The sequence below is a fragment of the Neorhizobium sp. CSC1952 genome, assembly GCF_030378245.1.
Classification (GTDB): domain Bacteria; phylum Pseudomonadota; class Alphaproteobacteria; order Rhizobiales; family Rhizobiaceae; genus Neorhizobium; species Neorhizobium oryzae_A.
Map to the genome: position 1 here is coordinate 3,067,090 of NZ_CP128416.1, position 24,214 is coordinate 3,091,303.

Sequence of the window (24,214 nt, forward strand, 5' to 3'; positions counted from 1 at the left end):
GCTCTCACGCCGCAGCGTTGGTGAGCGTCTTGCGGGCGGCATAGGCGCGCACCGCATCTCCGAACGCTTCGAAAAGCGCCCGCGACGGGGCGTCGGTTTCGGCCCAATATTCCGGATGCCATTGGACGCCGACCGCGAAATTCTTCGCGTCGATCACCGAAACGGCCTCGATCGTGCCGTCCGCCGCCGTCGCCTCGACCTTCAGCCGCGGCGCCGTTTCGGCAATCGCCTGACGGTGCAGGGAGTTCACCTGCACCTCGCCGGCGAGGCCGAGATAGTTCGCGATGCAGGAACCTTCGGCAACGAAGACCGGCTGACGGATCGCATACATGCCGTCACGCTCCGGCACGTCGGGCTTGCGGTGATCCCAGATGCCCGGCTGGTCCTGGATCTCGCTGGCGAGCGTGCCGCCCAGGGCGACGTTCAATTCCTGAATGCCCCGGCAGATGGCGAGCAGCGGAATGCCGCGGTCGATCGCCCGCCGGATGAGCGGCAGCGATGTCGCGTCCCGCGCAGGATCGAACGGACCGTCGCCGTCCTGAGCCTGCCTGCCATAAAGGGACGGATGGACATTGGTCGCGGAACCGGAGACCAGCACGCCATCGACCCGGTCGAGAATTTCGTCGATCTCGTTGCCGTCTTCGAAAGCCGGGATGATGAAGGTCATCACCCCCGCCACCTTCAGCGCCGCCTGCACATATTGGTTCGGCGTCGCATGCCAGACCGCTCCGTCGAGCTGGCGGATATCGGCAGGCAATGCGACGATCGGTTTGGGCATGGGATTCTCCAGTCTGGGCGACGAGCAGCTTACTCATCTGATGTGGGGCCGCAAGCCGTATCAAGTCAAGTTCGCCACGCCCGCCGCAGGTGAGAGGATGCACAAAGAATAAGCATTTCCTCCTTGAAATTCTTTATGAATCTCGTTTGAAGCAAAGTGATACCAAAGTCTAAGATCAAAAGGTCTTCCCGCATTAAGGAATATTAGCGCCGCCGCTTGCAACCCATTGAGCAAAATGGTTACCTCGCCGCAGACCCGGGGGGAAATGGGAACGGATAACCCTGCGGTTTCATCTTACTGGGAGGTAATTCATGGATCGTCGTTCATTCTTTAAAAAGGCAGCCGTGACCGGCGCCGGTGCCGCCGCCGCGACGGCGCTCGCCGCACCGGCCATCGCGCAGTCGAACCCGAAGATCACCTGGCGTCTGACGTCTTCTTTCCCGAAGTCGCTCGACACCATCTATGGCGGCGCGGAAGACATCGCCAAGCATGTCGCCGCCGCAACGGACGGCAATTTCACCATTCAGCCGTTCGCCGCCGCCGAAATCGTACCGGGCATGCAGGCGGCCGATGCGGTCAGCAACTCGACCGTCGAGATGTGCCACACCTGCTCCTATTATTTCGTCGGCAAGGATCCGACCTTCGCCATCGGTACGGCGATCCCCTTCGGCCTCAATGCACGGCTTTCCAATGCCTGGTTCTACCAGGGCAACGGCAATACCCTGCTGAACGAATTCTACGCCAAGCATAATATCTACGGCCTGCCGGCCGGCAATACCGGGGCCCAGATGGGCGGCTGGTTCCGCAAGGAAATCAACACGGTCGACGACTTCAAGGGCGTCAAGATGCGCATCGCCGGCATCGCCGGCAAGGTGCTCGAAAAGCTCGGCGCGGTGCCGCAGCAGATCGCCGGCGGCGACATCTATCCTGCGCTCGAGAAGGGTACGATCGACGCGGCCGAATGGGTCGGTCCCTACGATGACTACAAGCTCGGCTTCGCCAAGGTCGCGAAATACTACTACTACCCGGCCTTCTGGGAAGGCGGCCCGACCATCCATGCTTTCATCAATCTGGAAAAATGGAACAGCCTGCCGAAAGCCTATCAGGCCGTTCTGACGGATGCCTGCGCTTACGCCAACACCAACATGATGGCGAAGTACGATTTGAAGAACCCGACGGCGATCAAGCAGATCGTTTCGCAGGGCACGACCCTGCGTCCGTTCAGCCAGGAAATCCTGGAAGCCTGCTACAACGCGACCCTCGAAGTCTATAAGGAAATCTCGGCTTCGAATGCGGATTTCAAGAAGATCTACGAGGATCAGGTGGCCTTCAAGAAGGAAGGTTACCTCTGGATGCAGCTTTCGGAATATACGTTCGATACGTTCATGATGATCCAGCAGCGCAACGGCAAGCTCTGATCCGTCATCCAAGTAAAGTGATAGAACCCCGGGCCAAAAGCCCGGGGTTTTTCTTTGCGAAATTAGCGGTTGCGGCAGGTTGTGCCGGCTCGACAGCTACACGCGCTTTTCTATGATCGAAATGTTCGGGAGCAGAAGCAGCACGCTCCGCGGCCGGCCGGAGCATCAGCGGGGACGGGCCACGCTGACCTTGGCAAAGGCTTGCTCTCGAACCGGAGGTGATGCGATGTGGAAACCACTGAGCATTACGTTATCAGTTAGGAAAAACCGGACGGGCTGGTCAGTCGCCGTCCGGTTCATCATCCTAAAGAGATAGGCAAACGGAGGGTAGAGCGTCAACTCTGCCCTCCACTCCGGAAATATACCCTCCCATCGGTAGGCTGGCAAGAGAAGCAGCCTTAGCGGCTTAAAGCTGGTTGGTTGCGGCAGGTTGAGCCGGCTCGACAACTACACGCGCTTGTCTATGATCGAAATGTTCGCGAGCAGAAGCAGCACGCTCCGAGACCAGCCGGAGCATCAGCGGGGACGGGCCACGCTGACCTTGGCAAAGGCCTTGCTCTCGAACCGGAGGTAATGCGATGTGGAAGCCACTGAGCATTGCGCTTTTGGTAAGGAAAAATCGGACGGGCTGGTCAATCTCCGTCCGATTCAGTTTCCTAACTAAGTAGCAAAGGAGGGCAGAGCGTCAACTCTGCCCTCCACTTCGGAAATATACTCTCCCATCAGCAAAGTGACAAGAGAAACGCGCCCTTACGGGTTGATCTTCGGCGGCTCGCCAAAGTTCGGCATGGCGGGCGGAGCAGGCTGGCCGGGCTGGGCGGGCGCGCCGTCGATCGGCGGCAGGCCGAAGTTCGGCATCTGATTGCCTCCGCCATTGCCGAAGCCGGGTATCTCGATCTTGATCGAATTCAGGTCCACATCGGGGCCCTTGTCCAGCCAATAGGTCACGGACTCGGGCCAGAAGATGATGATGGCGACGAGGATGAGCTGCATGCAGAGCCAGGGAATGGCGCCGAGATAGATATCCTTCGTCTTGACCGTCTTCGGCGCGATCGAGCGGAGATAGAACAGCGCGAAGCCGAAGGGCGGGTGCATGAAGCTGGTCTGCATGTTGACGCAGAGCAGCACGCCGAACCAGATCAGGTCGATCCCCAGCGATTGTGCGACGGGCGCCAGCATCGGCAGGACGATGAAGGCGATTTCGAAGAAATCGAGGAAGAAGGCCAGGAAGAAGATGAAGATGTTGACGAAGATCAGGAAGCCGACCGCGCCGCCGGGAACGTGGCTGAGCAGATATTCGATCCACAGGCCGCCGTCCATGCCCTGGAAGACGAGGCTGAAGCAGGTGGCGCCGACCAGGATGAAGACCACCATGGAAGTGATCGTCATGGTCGAATGCATGCCCTGACGGATGAGATCCCAGGTGAGGCGGCGATGCAGGGCGGCAAGCACCATGGCGCCGACGACGCCGAGGGCGCCGGCTTCCGTCGGGGTCGCCAGACCCATGAATATGGTGCCGAGCACGAGGAAGATCAGCACGATCGACGGGATCATGCCCCAGAGGACCTTGATGATCAGAGCCGCATTCAGCTCGCCGCGGGCTTCCGGCGGAAGCGGCGGCACGTCCTTCGGCCGGAAGATCGACAGGCCGAGGATGAAGAGCATGAAGATGGTGACCTGGAGGATCGAGGGGCCGATCGCACCGAGATACATGTCGCCGACGGAGCGGCCGAGCTGGTCGGCGAGCACGATCAGCACGAGAGACGGCGGAATGACCTGGGTGATCGTGCCGGAGGCGGCGATGACGCCCGTCGCGAGCCGCGGATTATAGCCGTATTTCAGCATGATCGGCAGCGAGATCACGCCCATGGTGATGACCGAGGCCGCGACCGTGCCGGTGATGGCCCCGAGGATCGCACCGACGAGGATGACCGCATAGGCAAGGCCGCCGGGGATGGCGCCGAACAGCTTGCCGGTTCCCTCCAGCAGGTCCTCCGCCAGGCCGCAGCGTTCCAGCACGGCGCCCATGAAGGTGAAGAAGGGGATGGCGAGCAGGAGATCGTTCGAGACGATCCCGAAGATGCGAAACGGCAGCGCCTGCAGGAAGGCGAATTCGAAATGGCCCGTGGCGATGCCGAGAAGGCCGAAGAAGAGGCCGACGGCGGAGAGCGAAAAAGCGACCGGGAACCCGTAGAGCATGAAGATGATCATGCCCAGGAACATTGCCGGCGGCATTATACCGTATTCGAACATGAGTGGTGTGTTCCCCAGAACTTATTGTTATTGCAACGGCTTTTCGTAGGTCGTATCGACCCGGAGGACGCCCAGGAGGCCGGCTATGCGCTTGATCAATTCGGAAATGCCCTGGAGGGCCAGAAGGCTGAAGCCCGCGACGATGACGAGCTTGACCGGCCAGCGGATGAGGCCGCCGGCATTCGACGACACTTCGCCCTGGACATAGGAAAGCGCAAAGAACGGCCAGGACAGCCAGGCGAGATAGAGGCAGGCCGGAATGAGGAAGACGACCAGGCCGATCGCGTCGATCCAGAGGCGGGCCCTATCCGAAACCGCGCCGTAGATCAGGTCGACGCGCACATGTTCGTTGAGCCGCAACGTGTGCGAGGCGCCGAGCAGCACGATGAAGGCGAAGAGATACCACTGGATTTCGAGCCAGCCGTTCGAGCTGTAATTGAAGAGATAGCGGATGCAGGCGTTGCCGGCGCTGATGAGGCAGCAGGCGAGAACGAGATATCCGGAAAATTTGCCAATGATTTCGCTGATGCGGTCGATCAGACCGCTGATCTTCAACAGTAGAGACATGGTTTCCCCAATTCCAACGGGTCTCTCTTATCCCGCCCGTCCTGGGAAGGCGATGTAAACCAAGGTCTAAAAAAAGGAAAGTCCTAATAAACCGGGTTTTCACCCGTAAAAAGCCGGATTTACAGGGGATCCGTTCAGCCTGACGGACGGCTCCCGCCAGCGCGAGGGGAGATGTTCCTGGAAAATTTTCGCTGTGGCGTTTGGAATTTATTGAGCAAACTCTCAACAACCCCCCTATGTCTGGGGGTAGGGTGTATTGGAACAAGCAATTCTTAAAGGGTTTTCCTCACTGTCGGCCGGAACCAAAGGGATGAACCCGATGAAAGAGATCGAAGCGAAGACGTTGCCGACAGATGTCTATCTGTCGTTCGTCACCTCGCTGTTTGGCAATCGCGGCACGCTTTTCACGGGAATGGTCGTCCATATCCTGTCGTGCGTGCTGATTTCCAGCAATACGGGTTCTCTTTTCTACCTTCTGCTGGTTGCGGTCTTCATCTCCGTCTTCGGTTACCGGCTCTACTGGTTTCACCGGTTCGACAGGCTCGACAAGGCGTCGCTGACGCGTGCGGAGATCGAGGCATGGGAGGTCCGCTACGTCTATGGCGCGGCGACCACCGCCCTGATCCTCGGCGTGGCGAGCGGTTATGCCGTGCTGGTGCTGCAGAACATGCTTGCCGCCTTCCTGTGGATCGCGGTCACCATGGCCTCCATGGTGTCGATCGTCGGCCGCAATTACGGCTCGCGGCTCGCGGTCGAGCTGCAGACGCTCGGCTGCTGCGTTCCCATTATCCTCGGGTGTCTGCTCACCGGCGACATCTATCTGATGATCATGTCGCTGTTCCTCATTCCCTTCGGCCTGACGACGCAGTCGATGGCCGCCGGCGTGCGGGAGTTCTTCTATGAGAACGTCAAGGCTTCGCAGGAGGTGACCCTGCTCGCAGGCCGTCTCGACACGGCGCTGGCAACGATGGCGCACGGGCTCGTCATGCTGGACGGCGAGGGGAGGGTTCAGGTCGCCAACCGCCGCGCCTACGAGCTTCTGGGGCTCGATGCCGGCAAGGACATCAAGGACAATGCATTCGTCTCCGTTCTGGAGGAAAGCGCGCGTTTGCCCTCGGCGGCCATCCTGACGAAGATCGGCCAGCTTGCGGACGGCAGGCTCCACCGGGCACTCCTGAGCTTCGGCGACCGGCTGCACATGGAATTCTCCGCCAGCCCGCGTTCCGACGGCGGCGTCGTGCTGATCTTCGAAGACGTCAGCGCCCGCGTCGCGGCCGAGGAGAAGATCTTGCACATGGTGCGCTTCGACGATCTGACCGGCCTGCCGAACCGCGGCCATTTCGCCGCGCTGGCGGCGGAGAAGGTGCGGGGGCGCGGCGAGGCGCTGGCAGCGCTTGCCGTGTTCGACGTCGACGGTTTCAAGCATGTCAACGACATGCGCGGCCACGTGGTCGGCGACCGGCTGCTTGCGGCGATTGCCACACGGCTTTCATCGCTCGAAAGCGACCGGCTGCTGGCGGGCCGCCTGATCGGCGACGAATTCGTGCTCCTGCTCCTGGGCGACGACGACAGTTACGAACTGGAGACGCAGATCCGCGATGTCCATGCGAAAATCCAGGGCGACTACCAGATCGAAGGCATTCGCCTTGCCGTTTCCATGAACAGCGGCTGCGCCATCCTGCCCTCGCAGGATTTCGACATGCAGAACTGGCAGATCAAGGCGGACCTCGCCCTCAACGACGCGAAATCGAAGGGCAACGGCACGCTCACCGTCTTCCGTTCGGAAATGGATGCGCAATATATCGAGGAGCAGAGGCTGCGCGCCGATCTTCGCCTCGCGGTCGAGAACCGCGGCCTGCACGTCCTCTACCAGCCCATGTACCGTCCCGACGGCTCCGCCATCGAATGCAGCGAGGCGCTGGTGCGCTGGCGGCATCCGGAGCGCGGCGTGGTCGGTCCGAACATCTTCATTCCGATGGCGGAGGATATGGGCCTGGTCTCCCATATCACGCGTTTCGTCATCGACCAGGCCTGCCGCGATTGCGCGGCCTGGCCCGAGCCGATGGCGGTTTCCGTCAACCTCTCGATACAGGATCTGCGCAACGACGAGATCGTCGGCTACGTGGCGGATGTGCTGAAGCGCCATTCGCTCGATCCCTCCAGGTTGCATCTGGAGGTGACGGAAAGCTGCTTCATGGACGAGCCGGTGGCGGTAAGCGCCATTCTCAACCAGTTCCGGGCGACGGGCGTCACGATCGCCATCGACGACTTCGGCACCGGCTTCTCGAGCCTCAGCTATCTCGATTCCCTGCCGCTCGACGTCGTCAAGATCGACCGCGCGTTCATCCGCAATATCGGCGAGGACCAGCGCAAGCTGAAGCTCTTGCGCGGCACGGTCCACCTGTCGCGGGAACTCGGACTGAAGATCGTCGTGGAAGGCGTGGAGACCAGGGAGCAGCTCGCGCTCATCAATCGCCACCGGCTCGCCGACCTCGTGCAGGGCTACGTGTTTTCCACACCGGTGGGCGCCGACAGGATCGGCGAGCTCGCGGCCGAGAGCGCAGGCAAGCTCTCCGCGGCGCGGCGCGGCCCGAAGAGCTCTCAGAACCCGCCGCTGACCGCCATCGTCCGCTGAAAGAACCTGCTCAATTTCCGGTCAGAAGTTAACCGAATCCGCACACGGAAAGGTCAGGTTAACCATTTGTTAACCATAATATTTAGAAGTTTATTAATTTTATATATGTCTGTTGCGGGTGTCCTGCTTTGTAGGGTTAATCCTTGGTTAACGCCATGGAACAAACCCGATGCCAAACGACAAGACATTTTCAGACGAAGACTTTTCCAGCAGACTATTGGCAACCTTGGACCGCGTCGAATACCGGCGGATCGAGAGCCATGAGGATTTCGAGGATATCGCCCGCCTCCGCTTCAAGGCCTACAAGGCGCGGGGCGTGCTTCCCGTCGCCGCCAGCAGCATGCTCGACGATATCGATTTCGACGACCACGCCTATGTTTTCGGCGTCTATTATTATGAAGAGCTGGTGAGCACGATACGCGTCCACCACGTCACCGCGGAGCATCGCGTGTGCCAGTCGAGCGGAATCTTTCCGGACGCCGTCGATGCGTTTCTCGATGCCGGCATGACGCTCGTGGATCCGGCCCGCTTCGCCGCCGATCCCGAAATCATCGACGAGCTACCCGCCATTCCCTATCTGACGTTGAGGCCCACCGTCATGGCGGCCATACATTTCGACGCCGACAGGGTCCTGCAGCACATACGCCCCGCGCACGCCGCCTTTTATCATCGTCGTGCTGATGATCGCCATGGCCGCGGGCTTCTTCGGAGGCGCCGGCTTCATCGGCAGCCTCATTCTCTTCATCGTTCTCACCGTGCTCGTGGAACAGCTTTGTCACTGGCATGAGGCGGGGCGAATCTTTTCGCCCGCCTGCGACGCCGACTGGGAGGAGGAAACATTTGGCAAAGATCATTTTCATAAGCCGCGAGGGTTCGGAAGAACCACGTGTATCGGCTTCGCCGGAAACGGTGAAGCGCTTTGTGGGGCTCGGTTTTTCGGTGCTCGTGGAACAGGGCGCCGGGGAGCGGTCCGGCATTCCGGACGGTGATTTCGAGGCGGCCGGCGCAAGGATCGGCAAGGCCGGCGATGCCGGCACGGCGGATATCGTGCTGAGGGTCAACCGGCCGGCGGCGGCGGAAATCGCCTCCTACAAATCCGGGGCTGTCGTCTTTGCGGTCATGGACCCTTACGGCAACGAAGCGGCGCTGGCGGCGATGGCGAAAGCCGGGCTCACCACCTTCGCCATGGAACTGATGCCGCGCATCACCCGCGCCCAGTCGATGGACGTGCTTTCCTCCCAGGCGAACCTTGCCGGCTACCGCGCGGTGATCGACGCTTCCCACGAATACGGCCGCGCCCTGCCGATGATGATGACGGCAGCAGGGACAGTGCCTGCGGCCAAGGTCTTCGTCATGGGGGCCGGCGTCGCCGGCCTGCAGGCGATCGCGACCGCCCGCCGCCTCGGCGCCGTGGTCTCCGCGACCGACGTGCGTCCGGCGGCCAAGGAGCAGGTCGCCTCGCTGGGGGCGAAGTTCATCGCGGTCGAGGACGACGAGTTCAAGGCGGCCGAAACCGCCGCGGGCTATGCCAAGCCGATGTCGGAAGCCTATCAGGCCAAGCAGGCGGCGCTGGTCGCCGAGCATATCGCCAAGCAGGACATCGTCATCACCACGGCCCTCATCCCCGGCCGGCCGGCGCCGCGGCTCGTGACGCGCGCCATGCTTTCCTCGATGAAGCCGGGTTCGGTGGCGGTCGACCTCGCGGTCGAGCGCGGCGGCAATATCGAGGGCTCGGAAAAGGGCAGGGTGGCGACGGTCGAAGGGGTCGCCGTCATCGGTTACGCCAATGTCGCGGGTCGCATCGCCGCATCCGCCTCGGCGCTCTACGCCCGCAACCTCCATGCCTTCATCGAGACCATGGTCGACAAGGGCACGAAGGAATTTTCCGTCAATGCCGAGGACGAGCTCGTCAAGGCGACGATGCTGACGAATGGCGGCGCGGTCGTGCATCCGACCTTCGCGGCGGCTGCGGCCGCCCTGCCGGCTCAAACACCGGCGGGGAACGCGGCGGAAAAGCCGGCCGCCAAGACCAGGCCGGCCAAGGCCGCCAGGACGGCGGACGGGCCTGCGAAACCCGTCAAGGCTGCTGCCAAACCACGCAGGAAACCTGCCGCAGACGGTGCCGCGGCGAGCGCAGGCGTCGCGGCGGATGATACGCCCGCAAGGAAGGAGGAGCTTTGATGGCCAGTGAAGCTATGGACAAGGCGCTGGAACAGCTCGACCAGGCCGTCAACGCGGTGATCGCCGCAGCCGCCCAGGCGCCGGAGGCCGCGAGTGCCGCGGCCCACGGGGTTTCCGGTGGGGCGATCGATCCCTTCGTCTTCCGGTTCGCGATCTTCGTTCTGTCGATCTTCGTCGGTTACTACGTCGTCTGGTCGGTGACGCCGGCGCTGCATACGCCGCTGATGGCGGTCACCAACGCCATCTCGTCGGTCATCGTCGTCGGCGCGCTGCTCGCGGTCGGCGTCTCGGCGGCCGGCTTTGCGACCGGCTTCGGCTTCGTCGCGCTGGTGCTCGTGTCGGTGAACATCTTCGGCGGGTTCCTGGTGACCAGCCGGATGCTCGCCATGTACAAGAAAAAAGACCGCTGACGGGTTTCTGGGGGGAATTATGTCGCAGAATCTCGCAGCCTTTCTCTATCTCGTCTCCGGCGTGCTGTTCATCATGGCGCTCAGGGGGCTTTCGCATCCCACCACCAGCCGCAAGGGCAATGTCTACGGCATGGTCGGCATGGGGATTGCCATCGGCACGACGCTCCTGCTCGCCACGCCGAACTTCGGCGGCTTCGTCCTGATCGTGCTGGCGCTCGCGATCGGCGGCGGGGCAGGGGCCTATATCGCCCGCACCATCCCGATGACGGCGATGCCGCAGCTCGTCGCCGCCTTCCACTCGCTGGTCGGCCTTGCCGCCGTCATGGTGGCGGCGGCAGCCCTCTACGCGCCGCATTCCTTCGGCATCGGCGAGATCGGCGAAATCCACGGCCAGGCGCTCGTCGAAATGGCGCTGGGCGCGGCGATCGGCGCGGTCACCTTCACCGGTTCGGTGATCGCCTTCCTGAAGCTCGACGGGCGCATGTCCGGCAAGCCGATCCTGCTGCCCTACCGGCATGCCATCAATATCGGCCTGCTCGTCCTGACGGTGGTCTTCGTCGTCGGCCTGGTGCAGACGGAAAGCCACATGGACTTCTGGCTGATCGTGGCGCTGGCGCTGGCGCTCGGCGTGCTTCTGATCGTGCCGATCGGCGGCGCCGACATGCCGGTCGTGGTCTCGATGCTGAACTCCTATTCCGGCTGGGCGGCCGCCGGCATCGGGTTCACGCTCGGCAACCTGGCGCTGATCATCACCGGCGCGCTGGTCGGCTCGTCGGGTGCGATCCTGTCCTACATCATGTGCAAGGGCATGAACCGCTCCTTCGTCTCCGTCATCCTCGGCGGCTTCGGCGGCGAGACGGCTTCGGCCGGCGGCGACGACGGCGTGCAGCGGACGGTGAAGCAGGGTTCGGCCGACGATGCGGCCTTCCTGATGCAGAACGCCTCGAAGGTGATCATCGTGCCCGGCTACGGCATGGCGGTCGCGCAGGCGCAGCATGCACTGCGCGAACTCGCCGATACGCTGAAGGAGCATGGCGTCGAGGTGAAATACGCGATCCACCCGGTCGCGGGCCGCATGCCCGGCCACATGAACGTGCTGCTCGCCGAGGCGAACGTGCCCTATGACGAGGTCTTCGAACTGGAAGACATCAATGCGGAGTTCGCGCAGGCGGACGTCGCCTACGTCATCGGCGCCAACGACGTCACCAATCCGGCGGCGCGCGACGACAAGGCCTCGCCGATCTACGGCATGCCGATCCTCGACGTCGACAAGGCCAAGACCTGCCTCTTCGTCAAGCGCTCGCTCGGCTCCGGCTATGCCGGCATCGACAACACGCTGTTCTACAAGGACGGCACCATGATGCTGCTCGGCGACGCCAAGAAGATGACCGAGGACATCGTCAAGGCCATGAAGCACTGAATGCGGCAAGGCGCGAATAGCGAATAGCGAATAGGATACGAAAAAGACGATCTTTTCGGGACTGGCGGCCGAGAGGCCGGTTCCGGGCGCTCCCATCTTCTCGCCGATCGCCTTCAGGGCGCGGTCGAAATCCGTCTGCTGGTCGTCGTCGTAGTTCTGGTAGGGGATGGACATCAGATCGATCAGCGACGCGTTGCTTTTCGCGACGGCGAGATTGTCGGTCAGGGACGAGACTTCCAGGAGCCTGGTGTCTTCCGCCTTCTTGCCGAACGTGTAGACGGCCATCCGGAACTGGTTGGCACTCTTGCGTACCTTCACGGCGGTGTCCATCAGCGCGGCGGTCGCCTTGGCCACGACGTTGATGCGGATCGTCACGCCGAGCTTCTTGGCGAGATTGTAGTAGCTGTTCTTGTCCTCGACCCCATCTTTCACGATGTGGCAGGCGAAGGCGCATGCGTTCGGCGTGTTGGCGACCATCTTGTCGATGTCGGCGGTCGTGGCGCCTACGCCCATGGATGGCGTGTTGTCGAGGAGCAGGTAGAAATCCCGGAACGTTTCCGTCTGGAACACCGCCGTCGCCTGGCCGGCCACGGTCATCTCCTGCTTGCCGAGCACCCTCAGCAATGTGGTGGGCACGGTCGCGGAATAGGTGAATACGGCTTTCAACTGGTTATCCTGGCGGACAACGCTGGCCTTGCTGCTCTTCAGCGAATAGCCGGTGGCGGCAGCAAGCTGCGCGTTGAAGACCTTTTCGGCATCTTCGATGGCGGGGGCGATCTCGCCGTTGTCGGTCATCTTCATGGCTTCCGCCGCGCCGATCGAGCTTTCCGCGACGGCCGCCAGCGCGGCCGCATCAGCGGCGCCCTGAAGCCGGTTTCGGACCGACAAGGCGTCGGTAACGTCGATGGCCAGTCCCGCGACGCCGATCAGCGGCACGAGCACGATGGCACTCATGATGCCGAAATTGCCGGATCTGTCGTTCAGGAATTTCAAAAGCATTCTGCGCCCCCTAATTTTTAGGGGAACAGAATAGCTGGAAACAGTAACGCCTTTGCTAGGCAGTATAGTTTATGGCTGTTAGCCAAAGCCGCGACAAATATAGTCCATCACGTTCGCTGTGTTGCTGCGAACCTGACATTCCGGCCGCCGGTCAGCTCGTCGGCCGGGTGCGGGCGACGCCATCCTGGGCCGGCTTGTAGTTGGGGTCGAGGCGCACGGCGTGCGAATAGGAGCGATAGGCGCGGGTCTTGTCGCCGCGGCGCTCGTAGACCAGCGCCTGGTTCGCCCAGGATTCGGCGAGCTTGTCGTTGAGTTCGATCGCGTGGTTGAAGTCTGCGAAGGCGTTGTCGTCGTCGTTCAGCGCCACGTAGGAAATGCCGCGGCCGTTATAAGGCTCGGCCGAATTGGGCGAGAGCGAGATCGCCTTGGAGAAATCCTCGATCGCCTGCGCATGCTGGCCGCGCTGCTGATAGATCAGGCCACGGTTGTGCCAGGCGCGGCCATCGGTCGTTTCAAGCTCGATCGCCTTGGAGAAATCGTTGAAGGCCTCATTGGTGCGGCCCGCCTGACGGTAGATATTGCCGCGGCCGATATAGGCGACGTCGTAGTTCGGGTTGATCTGCAGCGCGCGATTGTAGTCGTTCGCGGCTTCGACCGGCTTGCCCATGTTGCGGTAGACGAGAGCGCGGTTGGCATAGGCCTGATAGAACTGCGGATTGATCTGGATGGCGCGGTTGAAGTCGTCCAGCGCGCGGCGGAATTCGCCGGCGCGGCCGTAAGCCGAACCGCGCACGTTATAGCCCTCCGGATCCTGCGGATTGGCGTTGATGACGGAGGAAAGCGAGGCGATGTTTTCTTCCGATCCCTGCGCGCGGTCGACCGTGATCGTGTCTATGGATGTGGTCGTCGAGCAGCCGGCAAGGGCGGTGATCGCCATCAGCGCAGCGGAAATGGCGATTTTGCGGCGCATGGGAGGAACGATAGTCGAGAGGCCGGAAATTTGGGTTCCGCGAATCAGAACGGCAGTTTTGACGGCCATCAGGCACTGTTCCTCATATCGGGCAAAAGCGTTTTTTCGTTTTCCTGCATGCCGTTACCTCGAAATCGGTTTCTGCTTCGGGCGACATGCAGTTCGGTCAGGACCAAATCAAAAGAGCGGCGGCGCCCATGTCGCCACCGCCCTGAAAGCACAGGAAAACGTCGAAAAAGCGGCCGATCAACGACCGGTGCGACCGCCGGCGACGAGGCCTTCGCGCTGGGCGCGCTTGCGGGCCAGCTTGCGGACGCGACGAACAGCTTCGGCCTTTTCGCGGGCGCGCTTCTGCGACGGCTTCTCGTAGTAGTCGCGCATCTTCATTTCACGGAAAATGCCTTCGCGCTGCATCTTCTTCTTGAGAGCGCGGAGCGCCTGATCGACATTGTTGTCGCGGACTAGTACCTGCACGTGAATCCCGTTCCTTTGGTTTGGTTGTTCGCCTGGATCGGTACGATTCGAGGCGAAAAGATAACATCCGCCCGGCCTGAAGCCGTGCGATTGGGGAACGCAGATAGCAGAAGAGATGGGGGAAGTCCAGACGTCGCCGTTCAAACTCTCGCGAAATTCGCATCGCGAGCCGCCGTTTCGCACCGTGTCGAAACAATCGCCTCATGCGTCGCAAAACAGCCATTGCGGCGCATATTGATTTGCCATGGGTATGGCTCTACCCAGATGCCCAGGGCCTGACCCCAATCATTCAAGGAGTTCGGAAGGCGAGATGCGCAAGTATTCGGTTTTCGCCATAGCCCGCGAGGCTATGCGTGCCCACAAGGGCTGGGAGGCGCAGTGGACCTCGCCGGAGCCGCGGTCTTCCTACGATGTCGTGATCGTCGGCGCGGGCGGGCATGGCCTGGGCGCCGCCTATTATCTCGCCAAGGAGCACGGCATCACCAATGTCGCGGTGATCGAGAAGGGCTGGCTCGGCGGCGGCAATACCGGCCGCAACACCACCATCATCCGCTCCAACTATCTCTACGAAGAGAGCATGGACATCTACGAGCACTCGCTGAAGCTCTGGGAGGGCCTGAGCCAGGAGCTCAACTACAATGTCATGTATTCGCCGCGCGGCGTGATGATGCTGTCGCACAATGTCCACGACCAGCAGTCGTTCAAGCGGCATATCAATGCCAACCGGCTCTACGGCATCGACAACGAATGGCTGACGCCAGTTGAGGCGAAGGCCTATTGCCCGCCGCTCGATATATCCAAGACGGCGCGCTATCCGATCAACGGGGCGGCGCTGCAGCGCCGCGGCGGCACGGCAAGGCACGATGCCGTCGCCTGGGGCTATGCGCGCGCCGCTTCCGACCGCGGCGTCCACATCATCCAGAACTGCGAGGTGACCGGCATCCGCCGCGGACCGAACGGCGAAGTGCAGGGCGTCGAGACGACGCGCGGCTTCATCGGCGCGAAGAAAGTGGGCGTTTCCGCCGCCGGCCATTCCTCGGTGGTCATGGAGATGGCGGGCGTGCGCGTGCCGCTTCATTCCAATCCGCTGCAGGCGCTGGTGTCCGAGCCGCTGAAGCCGATCTTCCCCTGCGTGGTGATGTCGAACACCGTGCATGCCTATATCTCGCAATCCGACAAGGGCGAGCTCGTCATCGGCGCCGGGACGGACCAGTACAATTCCTATTCGCAGACGGGCGGGCTGCAGATCATCACCCATACGCTCGATGCCATCTGCGAGCTCTTCCCGATCTTCCGCCGGGTGAAGATGATGCGCCAATGGGGCGGCATCACGGACAACACGCCGGACCGCTCGCCGATCCAGGGTGTCACGCCGGTGCCGGGCCTGTTCGTCAACTGCGGCTGGGGCACGGGCGGCTTCAAGGCGACGCCGGGCTCGGCCAACCTCTTCGCGCATCTGATCGCCAAGGGCGAACCGCACCGGCTGGCGGCGGGGCTCAACCTCGACCGGTTCCGCACCGGACGGCTGATCGACGAGGCTGCGGCTGCGGCGGTTGCGCATTGAGGGGGTGAGGGAGATGCTTTCCTGGTTTCCCCCTCTGGCCTGCCGGTCATCTCCCCCACAAGGGGGGAGAAGACCCGCTGCAACGCTTCGCCTGCCGTCCAATGAGGGCGCTTCCGGGGAAGCCCCTCCCCCTTGTGGGGAGGGGTTGGGGAGGGGATCTTCGCGTCGGCCCCCTCAACCGGTCCTTCGGACCATCTTCTCCCCGCGGGGAAGAAGGTGGAGCCAGCCTCGTTTACCTGCCTCTTTCCAACGCCGGAGTTCCGCATGCTTCTGATCCACTGCCCCTATTGCGAGGAAGCGCGCTCGGAGCTCGAATTCCGCTGGGCCGGGGAGGCCCATATCGCGCGGCCGGAAAACATCGCGGCGATCACCGACGAGGAGTTCGCCGAATACTTCTTCCTGCGCAACAACGAGAAGGGCCTCACCTATGAGCGCTGGCGGCACATTCACGGCTGCGGCCGGTTCTTCAATGCGGCGCGCGACACCGTGAGCGACAGGTTCGTGATGACCTACAAGGCGGGCTTGCCCAAGCAGCCGGTTCCGCCGGCGGAAAAAGTCTCGGCGATCGCCGAGGAAAAGACCGTCGAGACCTGGGAAGCGACGGAAGGAGACGCACGATGAGCGCTTCTTCGAGCAATACCGGGGCCTTCCGCATCAAGGGCGTCGGGCGTCATACGCCTGCCCGCACGGCGCGATTCACCTTCGACGGCAAGACCTATACGGCGATGGAAGGCGATACCGTCGCCTCCGCGTTGCTGGCGCATGGGGTGCACCTCGTCGGCCGCTCGTTCAAATATCACCGGCCGCGCGGCATTCTCTCGGCCGGTGCCGAGGAGCCGAACGCGCTGATCGACGTTTCGCGCGATGCCGCCCGCCGCCAGCCGAACGTGCGGGCGACCGTGCAGGAAGTGTTCGACGGCGCGAAGATCTCATCGCAGAACTGCTGGCCCTCGCTGAAGTTCGATGTCGGGGCCTTCAACGACCTGCTATCGCCCTTCTTCGCGGCGGGCTTCTACTACAAGACCTTCATGTGGCCGAAGGAAGCCTGGACGAGGGTCTACGAGCCCTTCATCCGCCGCGCCGCCGGTCTCGGCGTCGCGCCGAAGGAGGAAGACCCGGACCACTATGCCAATCGCTACGCCCATTGCGACGTGCTGATCGCCGGCGCGGGCGTGGCGGGGCTGACGGCAGCGCTTTCGGCGGCTGCGACGGGCGCTTCCGTGATCCTCGTGGACGAACAGGCCGACGTGGGCGGGGCGCTGCATTTCGATGCCTCGACCAAAATCGACGGCCGGAACGGGTATGACTGGGCACAGGCCGCGGCCGCGAAGCTCAAGGCCATGCCGAACGTGACGGTGCTGACCCGCACGACGGTGTTCGGCTATTACAATCACGGCTTCCTCGGCCTTGCGGAGCGGGCGACGGATCACCTGGCGCGGCCGGGCAAGAGCCTGCCCCGCGAGCGGCTGTGGCAGGTGCGCGCCAAGCGGGTGGTGCTCGCCACCGGCTCGATCGAGCGGCACATGGTGTTTTCCAACAACGACCGGCCGGGCATCATGCTGGCGTCCGCCGCGCGCACCTTCCTCAACCATCACGGGGTCGCGGTCGGCCGCAATGTCGGCGTCTATACGGCCCATGATTCGGCCTATGAAGCCGCCTTCGACCTGAAACGGGCCGGCGTTTCGATCGCTGCGATCGTCGATTGCCGCGCCGAGCCGGGCGAGGCGGTGCTGGCGGAGGCGCGGTCGCTCGGCATCGACGTGCTGACCGGCCATTCGGTGACCGACACGTTCGGCCGTCTGCGCATCTCGTCCATGACGGTGGTGCGCAACGGCGGCTCGAACGCCCGCAAGATCAAGGTGGACGCGCTGATCGTTTCGGCCGGCTGGACGCCTTCGGTGCACCTTTTCTCCCAGTCGCGCGGCAAGCTGCGCTTCGACGAGAAGGGGCAGCGCTTCCTGCCGGACATCTATGCGCAGGATTGCGTTTCGGTCGGCGGCTGCAACGGCACCGACGACCTGGCCGAGCTGATCGACGAGGCGATCGCGGCGGGCGGCGGCTCGGTCGCGCTTGCCGGCGAGAACCGTTTCGATTGGACGGGCGGCATGATCGGTGCTGCGGAAGGCGCCGGGCCGGATACGGTGGTGAAGGCCTTCATCGATTTCCAGCACGACGTGACCGCCAAGGACATCCGCCTTGCAGTGCGCGAAGGCATGCATTCGATCGAGCATATCAAGCGCTTCACGACCAACGGCATGGCCTCCGACCAGGGCAAGCTTTCCAACATGCACGGTCTGGCCATCGCGGCGGAAGTGCTCGACCGGCCGATCCCGCAGGTGGGGCTGACGACGTTCCGCGCGCCCTATACGCCGGTGACCTACGGCACGCTCATCAACCACTCGCGCGGCGACCTCTTCGACCCCGCGCGCAAGACGCCGATGCACGGGCTGGAGGCGGCCGAGGGTGCGGAGTTCGAGGATGTCGGCAACTGGAAGCGCGTATGGTATTTCCCGAAGCGCGGCGAAGACATGGCGGCCGCCGTCAACCGCGAGTGCCGCACCGTGCGCGAGGTGGCGGGCGTGTTCGACGCCTCGACGCTCGGCAAGATCGAGGTGGTGGGGCCGGATGCGGCGCAGTTCCTCAACCTCATCTACACCAACGCCTGGGATACGCTGAAGCCGGGAAAATGCCGCTACGGCATCATGACCCGCGAGGACGGCTTCATCTATGACGACGGCGTCGTGGGGCGGCTTGCCGAGGACCGTTTCCATGTGACGACCACGACCGGCGGCGCGCCGCGCGTGCTGCACCATATGGAGGATTATATCCAGACGGAGTTCCCGCATCTCAAGGTCTGGCTCACCTCGACCACCGAGCAATGGGCGGTGATCGCGGTGCAGGGGCCAAAGGCGCGTGAGATCATCCAGCCTTTCGTGGAAGGCGTCGATATTTCCAACGAAGCCTTCCCGCATATGAGCGTGGCGGAATGCACGGTGACGGGCGTGCCGGCGCGGCTCTTCCGCGTCTCCTTCACCGGCGAGCTCGGCTTCGAAATCAACGTGCCGGCCGATTACGGTCCGGCGGTCTGGAAGGCGATCTGGGAGCGCGCCGAAGCCATGGGCGCCTGCCTCTACGGCACCGAGACCATGCACGTGCTGCGCGCCGAGAAGGGCTATATCATCGTCGGCCAGGATACGGACGGAACGGTGACGCCGGACGATGTGGGCCTCGGCTGGGCCGTCTCGAAGAAGAAGACCGATTTCGTCGGCATTCGCGGTCTCAAGCGCCCGGACCTCGTGCGGGACGGCCGCAAGCAGCTCGTCGGGCTTTTGACCAACAAGCCGAGCGACGTGCTGGAGGAGGGGGCGCAGATCGTCGCCGATCCGAACCAGCCGAAGCCGATGACCATGCTCGGGCACGTCACGTCCGCCTACTGGTCGGAGAATTGCGGCCGCTCCATCGCCATCGCACTGGTGGCCGGCGGCAGGGCGCGCATCGGCCAGACGCTCTACGTGCCGATGAAGGACAGGACGATCGCGGTGGAAGTCACCGACATGGTGTTCTTCGACAAGGAAGGAGGCCGCATCAATGGCTAAACTTGGAGCCGGCTCGATCCGTACACTCCCGCTGGCGGGCTTTCATGGCGGCTCCTCGGCCGTTCGGCTGGAAGCCGCTCCGCCGGCTGAACGCATTTCCCTGCGCGCTGGTGCTGAGGACGTGGCCGCCCTTTCTCAATCTCTCGGGCTCGATCTCCCGGTGAGGCCGAAGACCTCCGCCGCGGCCAAGGGGCGCACGGCGCTGTGGCTGGGGCCGGACGAGTGGCTGGTGATCGACGAGGGGAAGGGCGGACTGATGCAGGCCGCGGCCTCTTCCGGCGTGCTGCATTCCGCTGTCGACGTCTCCCATCGCAACGCGGCGATCCTGGTTTCCGGCCCGGGGGCGGCGAGGGCCATCAATGCGGGCTGCCCGCAGGACCTGTCGCTCAAAGGTTTCCCGGTCGGAGCATGCTCCCGAACGGTTCTGGCCAAAGTGGAGATCGTGCTTCTGCGGACGGCGGAGGATGCCTTCCGGGTGGAAGTCTGGCGTTCCTTCTCCGACTATGCCTTCGGGTTGCTGGCCGAAGGCGCGCAGGATGCGGCTCTCTAGGTCCTAAGACGATCGCCTAACTTGACTTGCGGCGTAAGACCCGCACTCTCCCCTCGAAACGGGAGGGTTTCGATGAGCGAATTTCAACTGATGGCGATTGCCGTCGTCGCGGCGGTGATCGGCGGGGCGATCGCGGCCAGACTTGCGAAGATCGAGGTGTGGAAGGGTGTGCTGGTCGGCGGCTGCGCGGCTGTCGCCGCCGTGCTTGCGTCCTTCGCGCCGGGCGTGGACAGGAGCCTCAGCATGCCGATGGCGGGGCTTATCGCTGCCGGAATTTCGGGTTCGGCGGTCGGGCTGACGCCGGCGCGCACCGCCAATATCGCAATCGGCGCGGCGCTGCCGCCGCTTCTCGGTTTCGTGCTGATGGAAATGGGCCTCTAGGCGCGGCAGATCACTCGCCAGGCTGGCGATTCTTGTGCTTGCGGTCGAGATCCCATTCGTGCAGGCGCACGGCTATGTAGCCGATCAGAACGATGACCGCAGGCAAGACCACGGAATATAAAAACCAGAAGTCCATCAGGCCAATCTCCTGAGTACCCGTCTCGCCAGATAATGTAGTAGCACGGCGCTTAAAAGCCAACCGACGAGGCTGACAATCATGCGAGAGCCGGAGATCGTATCGAAGACGGCAAGGCTATAGACGTAGCCGGCGAGCGGCGTCGCTATGCCGACCGTGAAGCAAGCCGTAGAGGCGCGATCCAGGGCGTTCGCCAGAAGCTTCGTCTGCTCGATCTCGGCCGGGTTCAGGTCGCTCACGGCTTCCAGCCCTTCCACTTGACCCAGCGGCCGTGGGGATCGGTGCGGCCGAGTTCTTTGGCCTCGCCGGTCGGCCAGACCTGGAGGCTGAGGGTCACGCCGTCCGGATTGCCGTCGGCCTCCATCTGCAGGCGGGCGAGCGGTGCTTCTTCCGTCGCTCGGGCGCCGGCCTCGGCAATGATCGCTTCGCCCTTCGCGCGGGCTTCCGGCGGCAGGTATTGCCAGGCGATCGAGTGGTAGACGACGTGCACGGCGCCGGGCGTGCGCTGCGCGAGCCGTTTTTCCTTCAGCCAGACCAGCGCATCGCCCTTTTCGACGAGGACACGGTTGGCGCGGGCGATTTCCAGTGCTGCGCGGGTCCGTTCCACCCGGTCGGCCTGGTCGGCCCAGAGATAGGAAAGGAGGCGTGAGGTATCTTCCGGCGAATGCGGATCGAGCGGGTTGAGGTCGCAGCCGGCGCGGTCCTGCACGGCGATTTCGGTGCGCGGGGGCGGCGGGCCCTGCCAATCGGGCCTGAGCCTGACCGGCGACGCGGGATCGCCCCAGAGCAAGCCGCCGAGATCGTGATGGTATCGGTCCCAGTTGAGGTTGAGGCCCATGCTGGCGCCGAATTCCGACAGGATCAGCGGCTTCCCGAACAGGTCCGCAATCGCAAGGAAACCGGCAAGCAGCGCACTCGACCGGCGAACCTCGTTGGTCTGCGGCGCGAAGCGAAGGCGCTCAAGAATGAAGCCTTCATGCTCGTTGAAGGCACGCAGGATTTCCGACCAGAGCGCGTCGTCGCTGGCGGCGTTCGGCGGGTAAACGGATTTCAGCGCATCGTCCCTGCCGTCGAGGACAAGCGCATGCAGCGCGCCGGCAAGGCGGGCGGGCAGCAGGTCGCCCCTGACGCCCGGATCGCCTTCCCAGTTCAGGACCATCCCACTGACCGTCGTCGAGCGGTCGAGGCGCTCGGCCGCCAGCGTGCAGAGCCTTGCCGTGAAGGGCGAGCCGAGCGTGTTGCCCGCGACCGCCTGATCGCGGAAAGCCTGCAGGATTTCAGCTTCGGAGGCCATGTTCAGACGCCTTCCGGCCGGTCTTTGGGGTCGAACTGGACGATGGTGATCCAGGTGGCCGTCAGCGCCGGTTTCTTCTCGTTCTCGATCTCGACCGTGACCTCGTAGGTGGTCATCAGCATGCCGGCGCCGCGGAAGCGCGTGTCGGCGAGCGTGAAGCGGCCGCGGATGCGGCCGCCGCTTTTCACCGGCGACATGAAGCGCACCCGGTCGAAACCGTAATTGATGCCCATGGTCTGCTCGCGGATCTTCGGCACGCAATCGAAATTCATCGCGGACAGCAGCGACAGCGTCAGGAAACCGTGCGCGATCGTGCCGCCGAAAGGGCTTTCGGCGGCGGCACGGGCTTCATCGACATGGATGAACTGGTGGTCGTGCGTTGCGTCGGCGAACATGTCGATCGTCGGCTGGTCGGCGGTGATCCATTCCGAAACGCCAACCTCCGTCCCGACCAGGCTCTCGACTTCGGCGAGCGAAATTTCACGCATGCGACCTCACTGATTTCCTTCAGAAAGTTTGACGCAATTCCGGACGGAAAACCGCTTCGCACTTTTCCTGGAACTGCTCCGATGGCTGCCGGACTTTACAGGAGTTGGGCAGGTTGGCGAGCGATTTTTGCAGTGCGTCATTCTTCGATGCAGAAGCGGACGGAGCGGGGAGGCAGGACCTGATTCCAGAGCTCGCCGGAGGGGAAATGCTTCCAGCCCCAGCCGGGCAGCACGAAGGTGACCGGCTGGACGCCGCGGTTGAAGAGGATGGCGAGGCGGGTCTCCCTGCCGGTCTGGCGGTCGGGCGTCTTCAGCGCCATGCCGAGGGCGGGATTATCCGGGTTCTCCCAATCGCCGACCTGCATCGGCTCGCCGGAGGCCGCCAGCCATTCGATATCGCCATTCCCGGCGAAGAAGCCGGTCTCGGAGAAAGCCGAAAACCGCTTGCGGATGGCGGCGAGCGATGCGGTATGTTCGATCAGCGCCTTGTCGATCTTCGACCAGTCGAGCCAGGTGATCTCGTTGTCCTGGGCATAGGCGTTGTTGTTGCCCCGTTGCGAGCGGCCGGCTTCATCCCCCATGGTGAGCATGATCCAGCCGCGGCTGGCGAAGAGCGTGGAGAGGAGTGCGGCAACGTCGCGGCGGCGCATTTCGAGGACGGCCGGATCGTCCGTCTCTCCCTCGACGCCGTTGTTCCAGGAAAAATTCTCGTTGTGTCCGTCGCGGTTCTGTTCGCCGTTCGCTTCGTTGTGTTTTCCCTCGTTGGAGACGAGGTCCATCAGCGTGAAGCCGTCATGGGCGGCAAGGAAGTTGACGGAACGGGTGCGGCCGGATTTTTCGAAAATATCCGATGAGCCGGCGAGCCTTGTCGCGAGTGCGCCGGTGGTCCATTGGTCGCCGCGCCAGTAGCGGCGGATATCGTCGCGGGCGCGGTCGTTCCATTCGAGGAAAGGCTCGGGAAAATTACCGAGCTGGTAGCCGCCGGGGCCGATATCCCAAGGTTCGGCGATCAGGACACGGTCTTTCAGCGCCTCGTCCGCAGTCATCGCGCTCAGCGTCTCGCTCCGCGGATCGAAGCCATCCGCCGTGCGGCCGATGACGGGGGCGAGATCGAAGCGGAAGCCATCGACACCGGCATGCACGACGAAATGCCGGAGCGTATCGACGATCAGCCGGCGGACATGCGGCTGGTCGCAGGCGACCGTATTGCCTGTGCCCGTGTCGTTGACGAGATGTACCTGTTTCCCCTTGGGCTCGCCCGGCACATGGCGGTAATAGGAGAGGTTGTCGAGGCCGCGCATGGAAAGCGTCGCGCCGTAGCGGTCGCTTTCGCCCGTGTGGTTGAAGACGAGGTCGAGGATGACGCCGATGCCGGCCTGGTGCAGCGTCGCAACCGTTTCCCGCAGCTCCTTCACACCGCCCGGGCAGAGGCGAGGATCGAGCGCCATGAAGGCGACGGGATTATAACCCCAGCCGTTGGTGAGGCCGAGCGCCGGCAGATGGCGTTCGTCGATCCAGGCGGTGACCGGCATCAGCTCGATCGCATCGACGCCTAGGTTTTTCAGATGGGCGACAATCGAGGGATGGGCGAGGGCCGCCACCGTGCCGCGCTGTTTTTCGGGGATCGCCGGATGCAGGATGGTGAAGGGTTTGACCGCGACCTCATAGATGAAGCCGCCGGGCGGGAGCAGCGGCTTGCCGATCCGGACGAGCGGATCGCGGGTGACGATCGCTTTCGGCACGAGATCGGCCGTGTCGACGCCGAACAGGGAAAGCTTCGCGTCGTGCCGGAAAGGGCGATCGAGCTCGCGGGCGTAGGGATCGACCAGCAGCTTCGACGGGTCGAACCAGGCGCCATTGTCGGGATCGTAGGCGCCCCAGGCGCGGTAGCCGTAACGCCGGCCGGCCGTTACGGCGGGGACCGAGGCGCGGTGGATATCGTCGCGGCCGCGGATCAGGCGGTGGCGGGCGGTTTCCCGCTTCCCCTCGGCGTCGAAAAGACAGAGCTCGATCCGCTCGGCGTGATGCGACCAGACGGCGAAATCGCAACCGTCTGCGGTCAGTGTCGCTCCGAGCGATGAAGAAGCCATGCCGTCGTCC

Annotated in this window: 21 protein-coding genes and 1 pseudogene; 11 read left to right on the plus strand and 11 right to left on the minus strand. The window is 63.3% G+C overall.

What is annotated here, in order from left to right:
- Positions 1–4: 4 nt before the first annotated feature.
- Positions 5–778, minus strand: coding sequence for a gamma-glutamyl-gamma-aminobutyrate hydrolase family protein (locus QTA58_RS14920; RefSeq protein WP_289669453.1), 774 nt, complete (start codon positions 776–778; stop codon positions 5–7).
- A 311-nt stretch (positions 779–1,089) separates the two neighbouring features.
- On the opposite strand from QTA58_RS14920, the gene QTA58_RS14925 reads away from it, so the two are divergent.
- The gene (locus QTA58_RS14925; RefSeq protein WP_085420243.1) at positions 1,090–2,196 is read left to right on the plus strand and encodes a TRAP transporter substrate-binding protein; all 1,107 of its coding nucleotides are present in this window, start codon (positions 1,090–1,092) and stop codon (positions 2,194–2,196) included.
- Between the two features lie 750 nt (positions 2,197–2,946).
- Here QTA58_RS14925 and QTA58_RS14930 read toward each other — a convergent pair.
- Positions 2,947–4,449, minus strand: coding sequence for a TRAP transporter large permease subunit (locus tag QTA58_RS14930; RefSeq protein ID WP_289669454.1), 1,503 nt, complete (start codon positions 4,447–4,449; stop codon positions 2,947–2,949).
- Between the two features lie 27 nt (positions 4,450–4,476).
- The gene (locus tag QTA58_RS14935; RefSeq protein WP_085420241.1) at positions 4,477–5,016 is read right to left on the minus strand and encodes a TRAP transporter small permease subunit; all 540 of its coding nucleotides are present in this window, start codon (positions 5,014–5,016) and stop codon (positions 4,477–4,479) included.
- Positions 5,017–5,335: 319 nt separating this feature from the next.
- Here QTA58_RS14935 and QTA58_RS14940 point away from each other — a divergent pair, with 319 nt between their 5' ends.
- The 5 genes from QTA58_RS14940 to QTA58_RS14960 all read left to right on the plus strand — a co-directional run bounded on the left by QTA58_RS14940 (position 5,336) and on the right by QTA58_RS14960 (position 11,662).
- The gene (locus tag QTA58_RS14940) at positions 5,336–7,651 is read left to right on the plus strand and encodes a GGDEF domain-containing phosphodiesterase (protein ID WP_289669455.1); all 2,316 of its coding nucleotides are present in this window, start codon (positions 5,336–5,338) and stop codon (positions 7,649–7,651) included.
- A 169-nt stretch (positions 7,652–7,820) separates the two neighbouring features.
- A complete protein-coding gene (locus QTA58_RS14945; RefSeq protein WP_289669456.1) occupies positions 7,821–8,438 on the plus strand; it encodes a hypothetical protein in 618 nt (205 codons plus the stop codon).
- A gap of 53 nt (positions 8,439–8,491) precedes the next feature.
- A complete protein-coding gene (locus tag QTA58_RS14950; RefSeq protein WP_289669457.1) occupies positions 8,492–9,832 on the plus strand; it encodes a Re/Si-specific NAD(P)(+) transhydrogenase subunit alpha in 1,341 nt (446 codons plus the stop codon).
- On the plus strand, positions 9,832–10,242 hold the full coding sequence (locus QTA58_RS14955) for a proton-translocating transhydrogenase family protein (RefSeq protein ID WP_085420238.1): 411 nt from the start codon (positions 9,832–9,834) through the stop codon (positions 10,240–10,242). The genes QTA58_RS14950 and QTA58_RS14955 overlap by 1 nt, the downstream gene beginning before the upstream one ends.
- A 19-nt stretch (positions 10,243–10,261) precedes the next feature.
- Complete coding sequence (locus QTA58_RS14960) at positions 10,262–11,662, plus strand: NAD(P)(+) transhydrogenase (Re/Si-specific) subunit beta (protein ID WP_085420237.1); 1,401 nt, start codon at positions 10,262–10,264, stop codon at positions 11,660–11,662.
- Between the two features lie 888 nt (positions 11,663–12,550).
- Here the strand turns inward: QTA58_RS14960 and QTA58_RS23990 are convergent.
- From QTA58_RS23990 to rpsU, 3 genes and pseudogenes are all read right to left on the minus strand, one after another.
- A pseudogene (locus QTA58_RS23990) lies at positions 12,551–12,661 on the minus strand (hypothetical protein); the annotation flags it as partial.
- Positions 12,662–12,812: 151 nt separating this feature from the next.
- Complete coding sequence (locus QTA58_RS14970; protein WP_143531479.1) at positions 12,813–13,631, minus strand: tetratricopeptide repeat protein; 819 nt, start codon at positions 13,629–13,631, stop codon at positions 12,813–12,815.
- A gap of 246 nt (positions 13,632–13,877) precedes the next feature.
- The gene (rpsU, locus tag QTA58_RS14975) at positions 13,878–14,105 is read right to left on the minus strand and encodes a 30S ribosomal protein S21 (protein WP_071004399.1); all 228 of its coding nucleotides are present in this window, start codon (positions 14,103–14,105) and stop codon (positions 13,878–13,880) included.
- A 310-nt stretch (positions 14,106–14,415) separates the two neighbouring features.
- Between rpsU and QTA58_RS14980 the strand changes: the two genes are divergently transcribed.
- The 5 genes from QTA58_RS14980 (at position 14,416) to QTA58_RS15000 (ending at position 20,196) form a co-directional block, all read left to right on the plus strand.
- On the plus strand, positions 14,416–15,669 hold the full coding sequence (locus QTA58_RS14980) for a sarcosine oxidase subunit beta family protein (protein ID WP_085420233.1): 1,254 nt from the start codon (positions 14,416–14,418) through the stop codon (positions 15,667–15,669).
- Positions 15,670–15,933: 264 nt separating this feature from the next.
- Positions 15,934–16,290, plus strand: coding sequence for a sarcosine oxidase subunit delta (locus QTA58_RS14985; RefSeq protein WP_085420232.1), 357 nt, complete (start codon positions 15,934–15,936; stop codon positions 16,288–16,290).
- Positions 16,287–19,265 (plus strand): sarcosine oxidase subunit alpha, encoded by a 2,979-nt coding sequence (locus QTA58_RS14990; protein ID WP_289669458.1) that lies wholly within the window; start codon positions 16,287–16,289, stop codon positions 19,263–19,265. Before QTA58_RS14985 ends, QTA58_RS14990 begins: the two co-directional genes overlap by 4 nt.
- Entirely contained in the window at positions 19,258–19,815 is a 558-nt protein-coding gene (locus QTA58_RS14995) for a sarcosine oxidase subunit gamma (protein WP_289669459.1), read from the plus strand. Before QTA58_RS14990 ends, QTA58_RS14995 begins: the two co-directional genes overlap by 8 nt.
- Before the next feature lie 72 nt (positions 19,816–19,887).
- Entirely contained in the window at positions 19,888–20,196 is a 309-nt protein-coding gene (locus tag QTA58_RS15000; RefSeq protein ID WP_085420229.1) for a hypothetical protein, read from the plus strand.
- 10 nt (positions 20,197–20,206) lie between these two features.
- Here the strand turns inward: QTA58_RS15000 and QTA58_RS15005 are convergent, their stop codons facing one another.
- From QTA58_RS15005 to glgX, 5 genes are all read right to left on the minus strand, one after another.
- Complete coding sequence (locus tag QTA58_RS15005) at positions 20,207–20,332, minus strand: hypothetical protein (protein ID WP_289669461.1); 126 nt, start codon at positions 20,330–20,332, stop codon at positions 20,207–20,209.
- On the minus strand, positions 20,332–20,571 hold the full coding sequence (locus tag QTA58_RS15010) for a hypothetical protein (RefSeq protein WP_289669463.1): 240 nt from the start codon (positions 20,569–20,571) through the stop codon (positions 20,332–20,334). Before QTA58_RS15010 ends, QTA58_RS15005 begins: the two co-directional genes overlap by 1 nt.
- Entirely contained in the window at positions 20,568–21,626 is a 1,059-nt protein-coding gene (locus QTA58_RS15015; RefSeq protein ID WP_289669464.1) for a DUF2332 family protein, read from the minus strand. The genes QTA58_RS15010 and QTA58_RS15015 overlap by 4 nt, the downstream gene beginning before the upstream one ends.
- A 2-nt stretch (positions 21,627–21,628) precedes the next feature.
- On the minus strand, positions 21,629–22,114 hold the full coding sequence (locus QTA58_RS15020; RefSeq protein WP_289669465.1) for a MaoC family dehydratase: 486 nt from the start codon (positions 22,112–22,114) through the stop codon (positions 21,629–21,631).
- 137 nt (positions 22,115–22,251) lie between these two features.
- The gene (gene glgX, locus QTA58_RS15025; RefSeq protein ID WP_289669466.1) at positions 22,252–24,204 is read right to left on the minus strand and encodes a glycogen debranching protein GlgX; all 1,953 of its coding nucleotides are present in this window, start codon (positions 24,202–24,204) and stop codon (positions 22,252–22,254) included.
- Positions 24,205–24,214 lie beyond the last annotated feature (10 nt).

Bases quoted from the DNA above. Each gene is read 5' to 3' on its own strand.
- QTA58_RS14920 (WP_289669453.1), bottom strand. From the start codon at position 778: ATGCCCAAACCGATCGTCGCATTGCCTGCCGATATCCGCCAGCTCGAC.
- QTA58_RS14960 (WP_085420237.1), top strand. From the start codon at position 10,262: ATGTCGCAGAATCTCGCAGCCTTTCTCTATCTCGTCTCCGGCGTGCTG.
- QTA58_RS14930 (WP_289669454.1), bottom strand. From the start codon at position 4,449: ATGTTCGAATACGGTATAATGCCGCCGGCAATGTTCCTGGGCATGATC.
- QTA58_RS14990 (WP_289669458.1), top strand. From the start codon at position 16,287: ATGAGCGCTTCTTCGAGCAATACCGGGGCCTTCCGCATCAAGGGCGTC.
- QTA58_RS14970 (WP_143531479.1), bottom strand. From the start codon at position 13,631: ATGCGCCGCAAAATCGCCATTTCCGCTGCGCTGATGGCGATCACCGCC.
- QTA58_RS14945 (WP_289669456.1), top strand. From the start codon at position 7,821: ATGCCAAACGACAAGACATTTTCAGACGAAGACTTTTCCAGCAGACTA.
- QTA58_RS15015 (WP_289669464.1), bottom strand. From the start codon at position 21,626: ATGGCCTCCGAAGCTGAAATCCTGCAGGCTTTCCGCGATCAGGCGGTC.
- QTA58_RS14985 (WP_085420232.1), top strand. From the start codon at position 15,934: ATGCTTCTGATCCACTGCCCCTATTGCGAGGAAGCGCGCTCGGAGCTC.
- glgX (WP_289669466.1), bottom strand. From the start codon at position 24,204: ATGGCTTCTTCATCGCTCGGAGCGACACTGACCGCAGACGGTTGCGAT.
- QTA58_RS14980 (WP_085420233.1), top strand. From the start codon at position 14,416: ATGCGCAAGTATTCGGTTTTCGCCATAGCCCGCGAGGCTATGCGTGCC.
- QTA58_RS14925 (WP_085420243.1), top strand. From the start codon at position 1,090: ATGGATCGTCGTTCATTCTTTAAAAAGGCAGCCGTGACCGGCGCCGGT.
- QTA58_RS14995 (WP_289669459.1), top strand. From the start codon at position 19,258: ATGGCTAAACTTGGAGCCGGCTCGATCCGTACACTCCCGCTGGCGGGC.
- QTA58_RS15020 (WP_289669465.1), bottom strand. From the start codon at position 22,114: ATGCGTGAAATTTCGCTCGCCGAAGTCGAGAGCCTGGTCGGGACGGAG.
- QTA58_RS14935 (WP_085420241.1), bottom strand. From the start codon at position 5,016: ATGTCTCTACTGTTGAAGATCAGCGGTCTGATCGACCGCATCAGCGAA.
- QTA58_RS15000 (WP_085420229.1), top strand. From the start codon at position 19,888: ATGAGCGAATTTCAACTGATGGCGATTGCCGTCGTCGCGGCGGTGATC.
- QTA58_RS15005 (WP_289669461.1), bottom strand. From the start codon at position 20,332: ATGGACTTCTGGTTTTTATATTCCGTGGTCTTGCCTGCGGTCATCGTT.
- QTA58_RS14955 (WP_085420238.1), top strand. From the start codon at position 9,832: ATGGCCAGTGAAGCTATGGACAAGGCGCTGGAACAGCTCGACCAGGCC.
- QTA58_RS14940 (WP_289669455.1), top strand. From the start codon at position 5,336: ATGAAAGAGATCGAAGCGAAGACGTTGCCGACAGATGTCTATCTGTCG.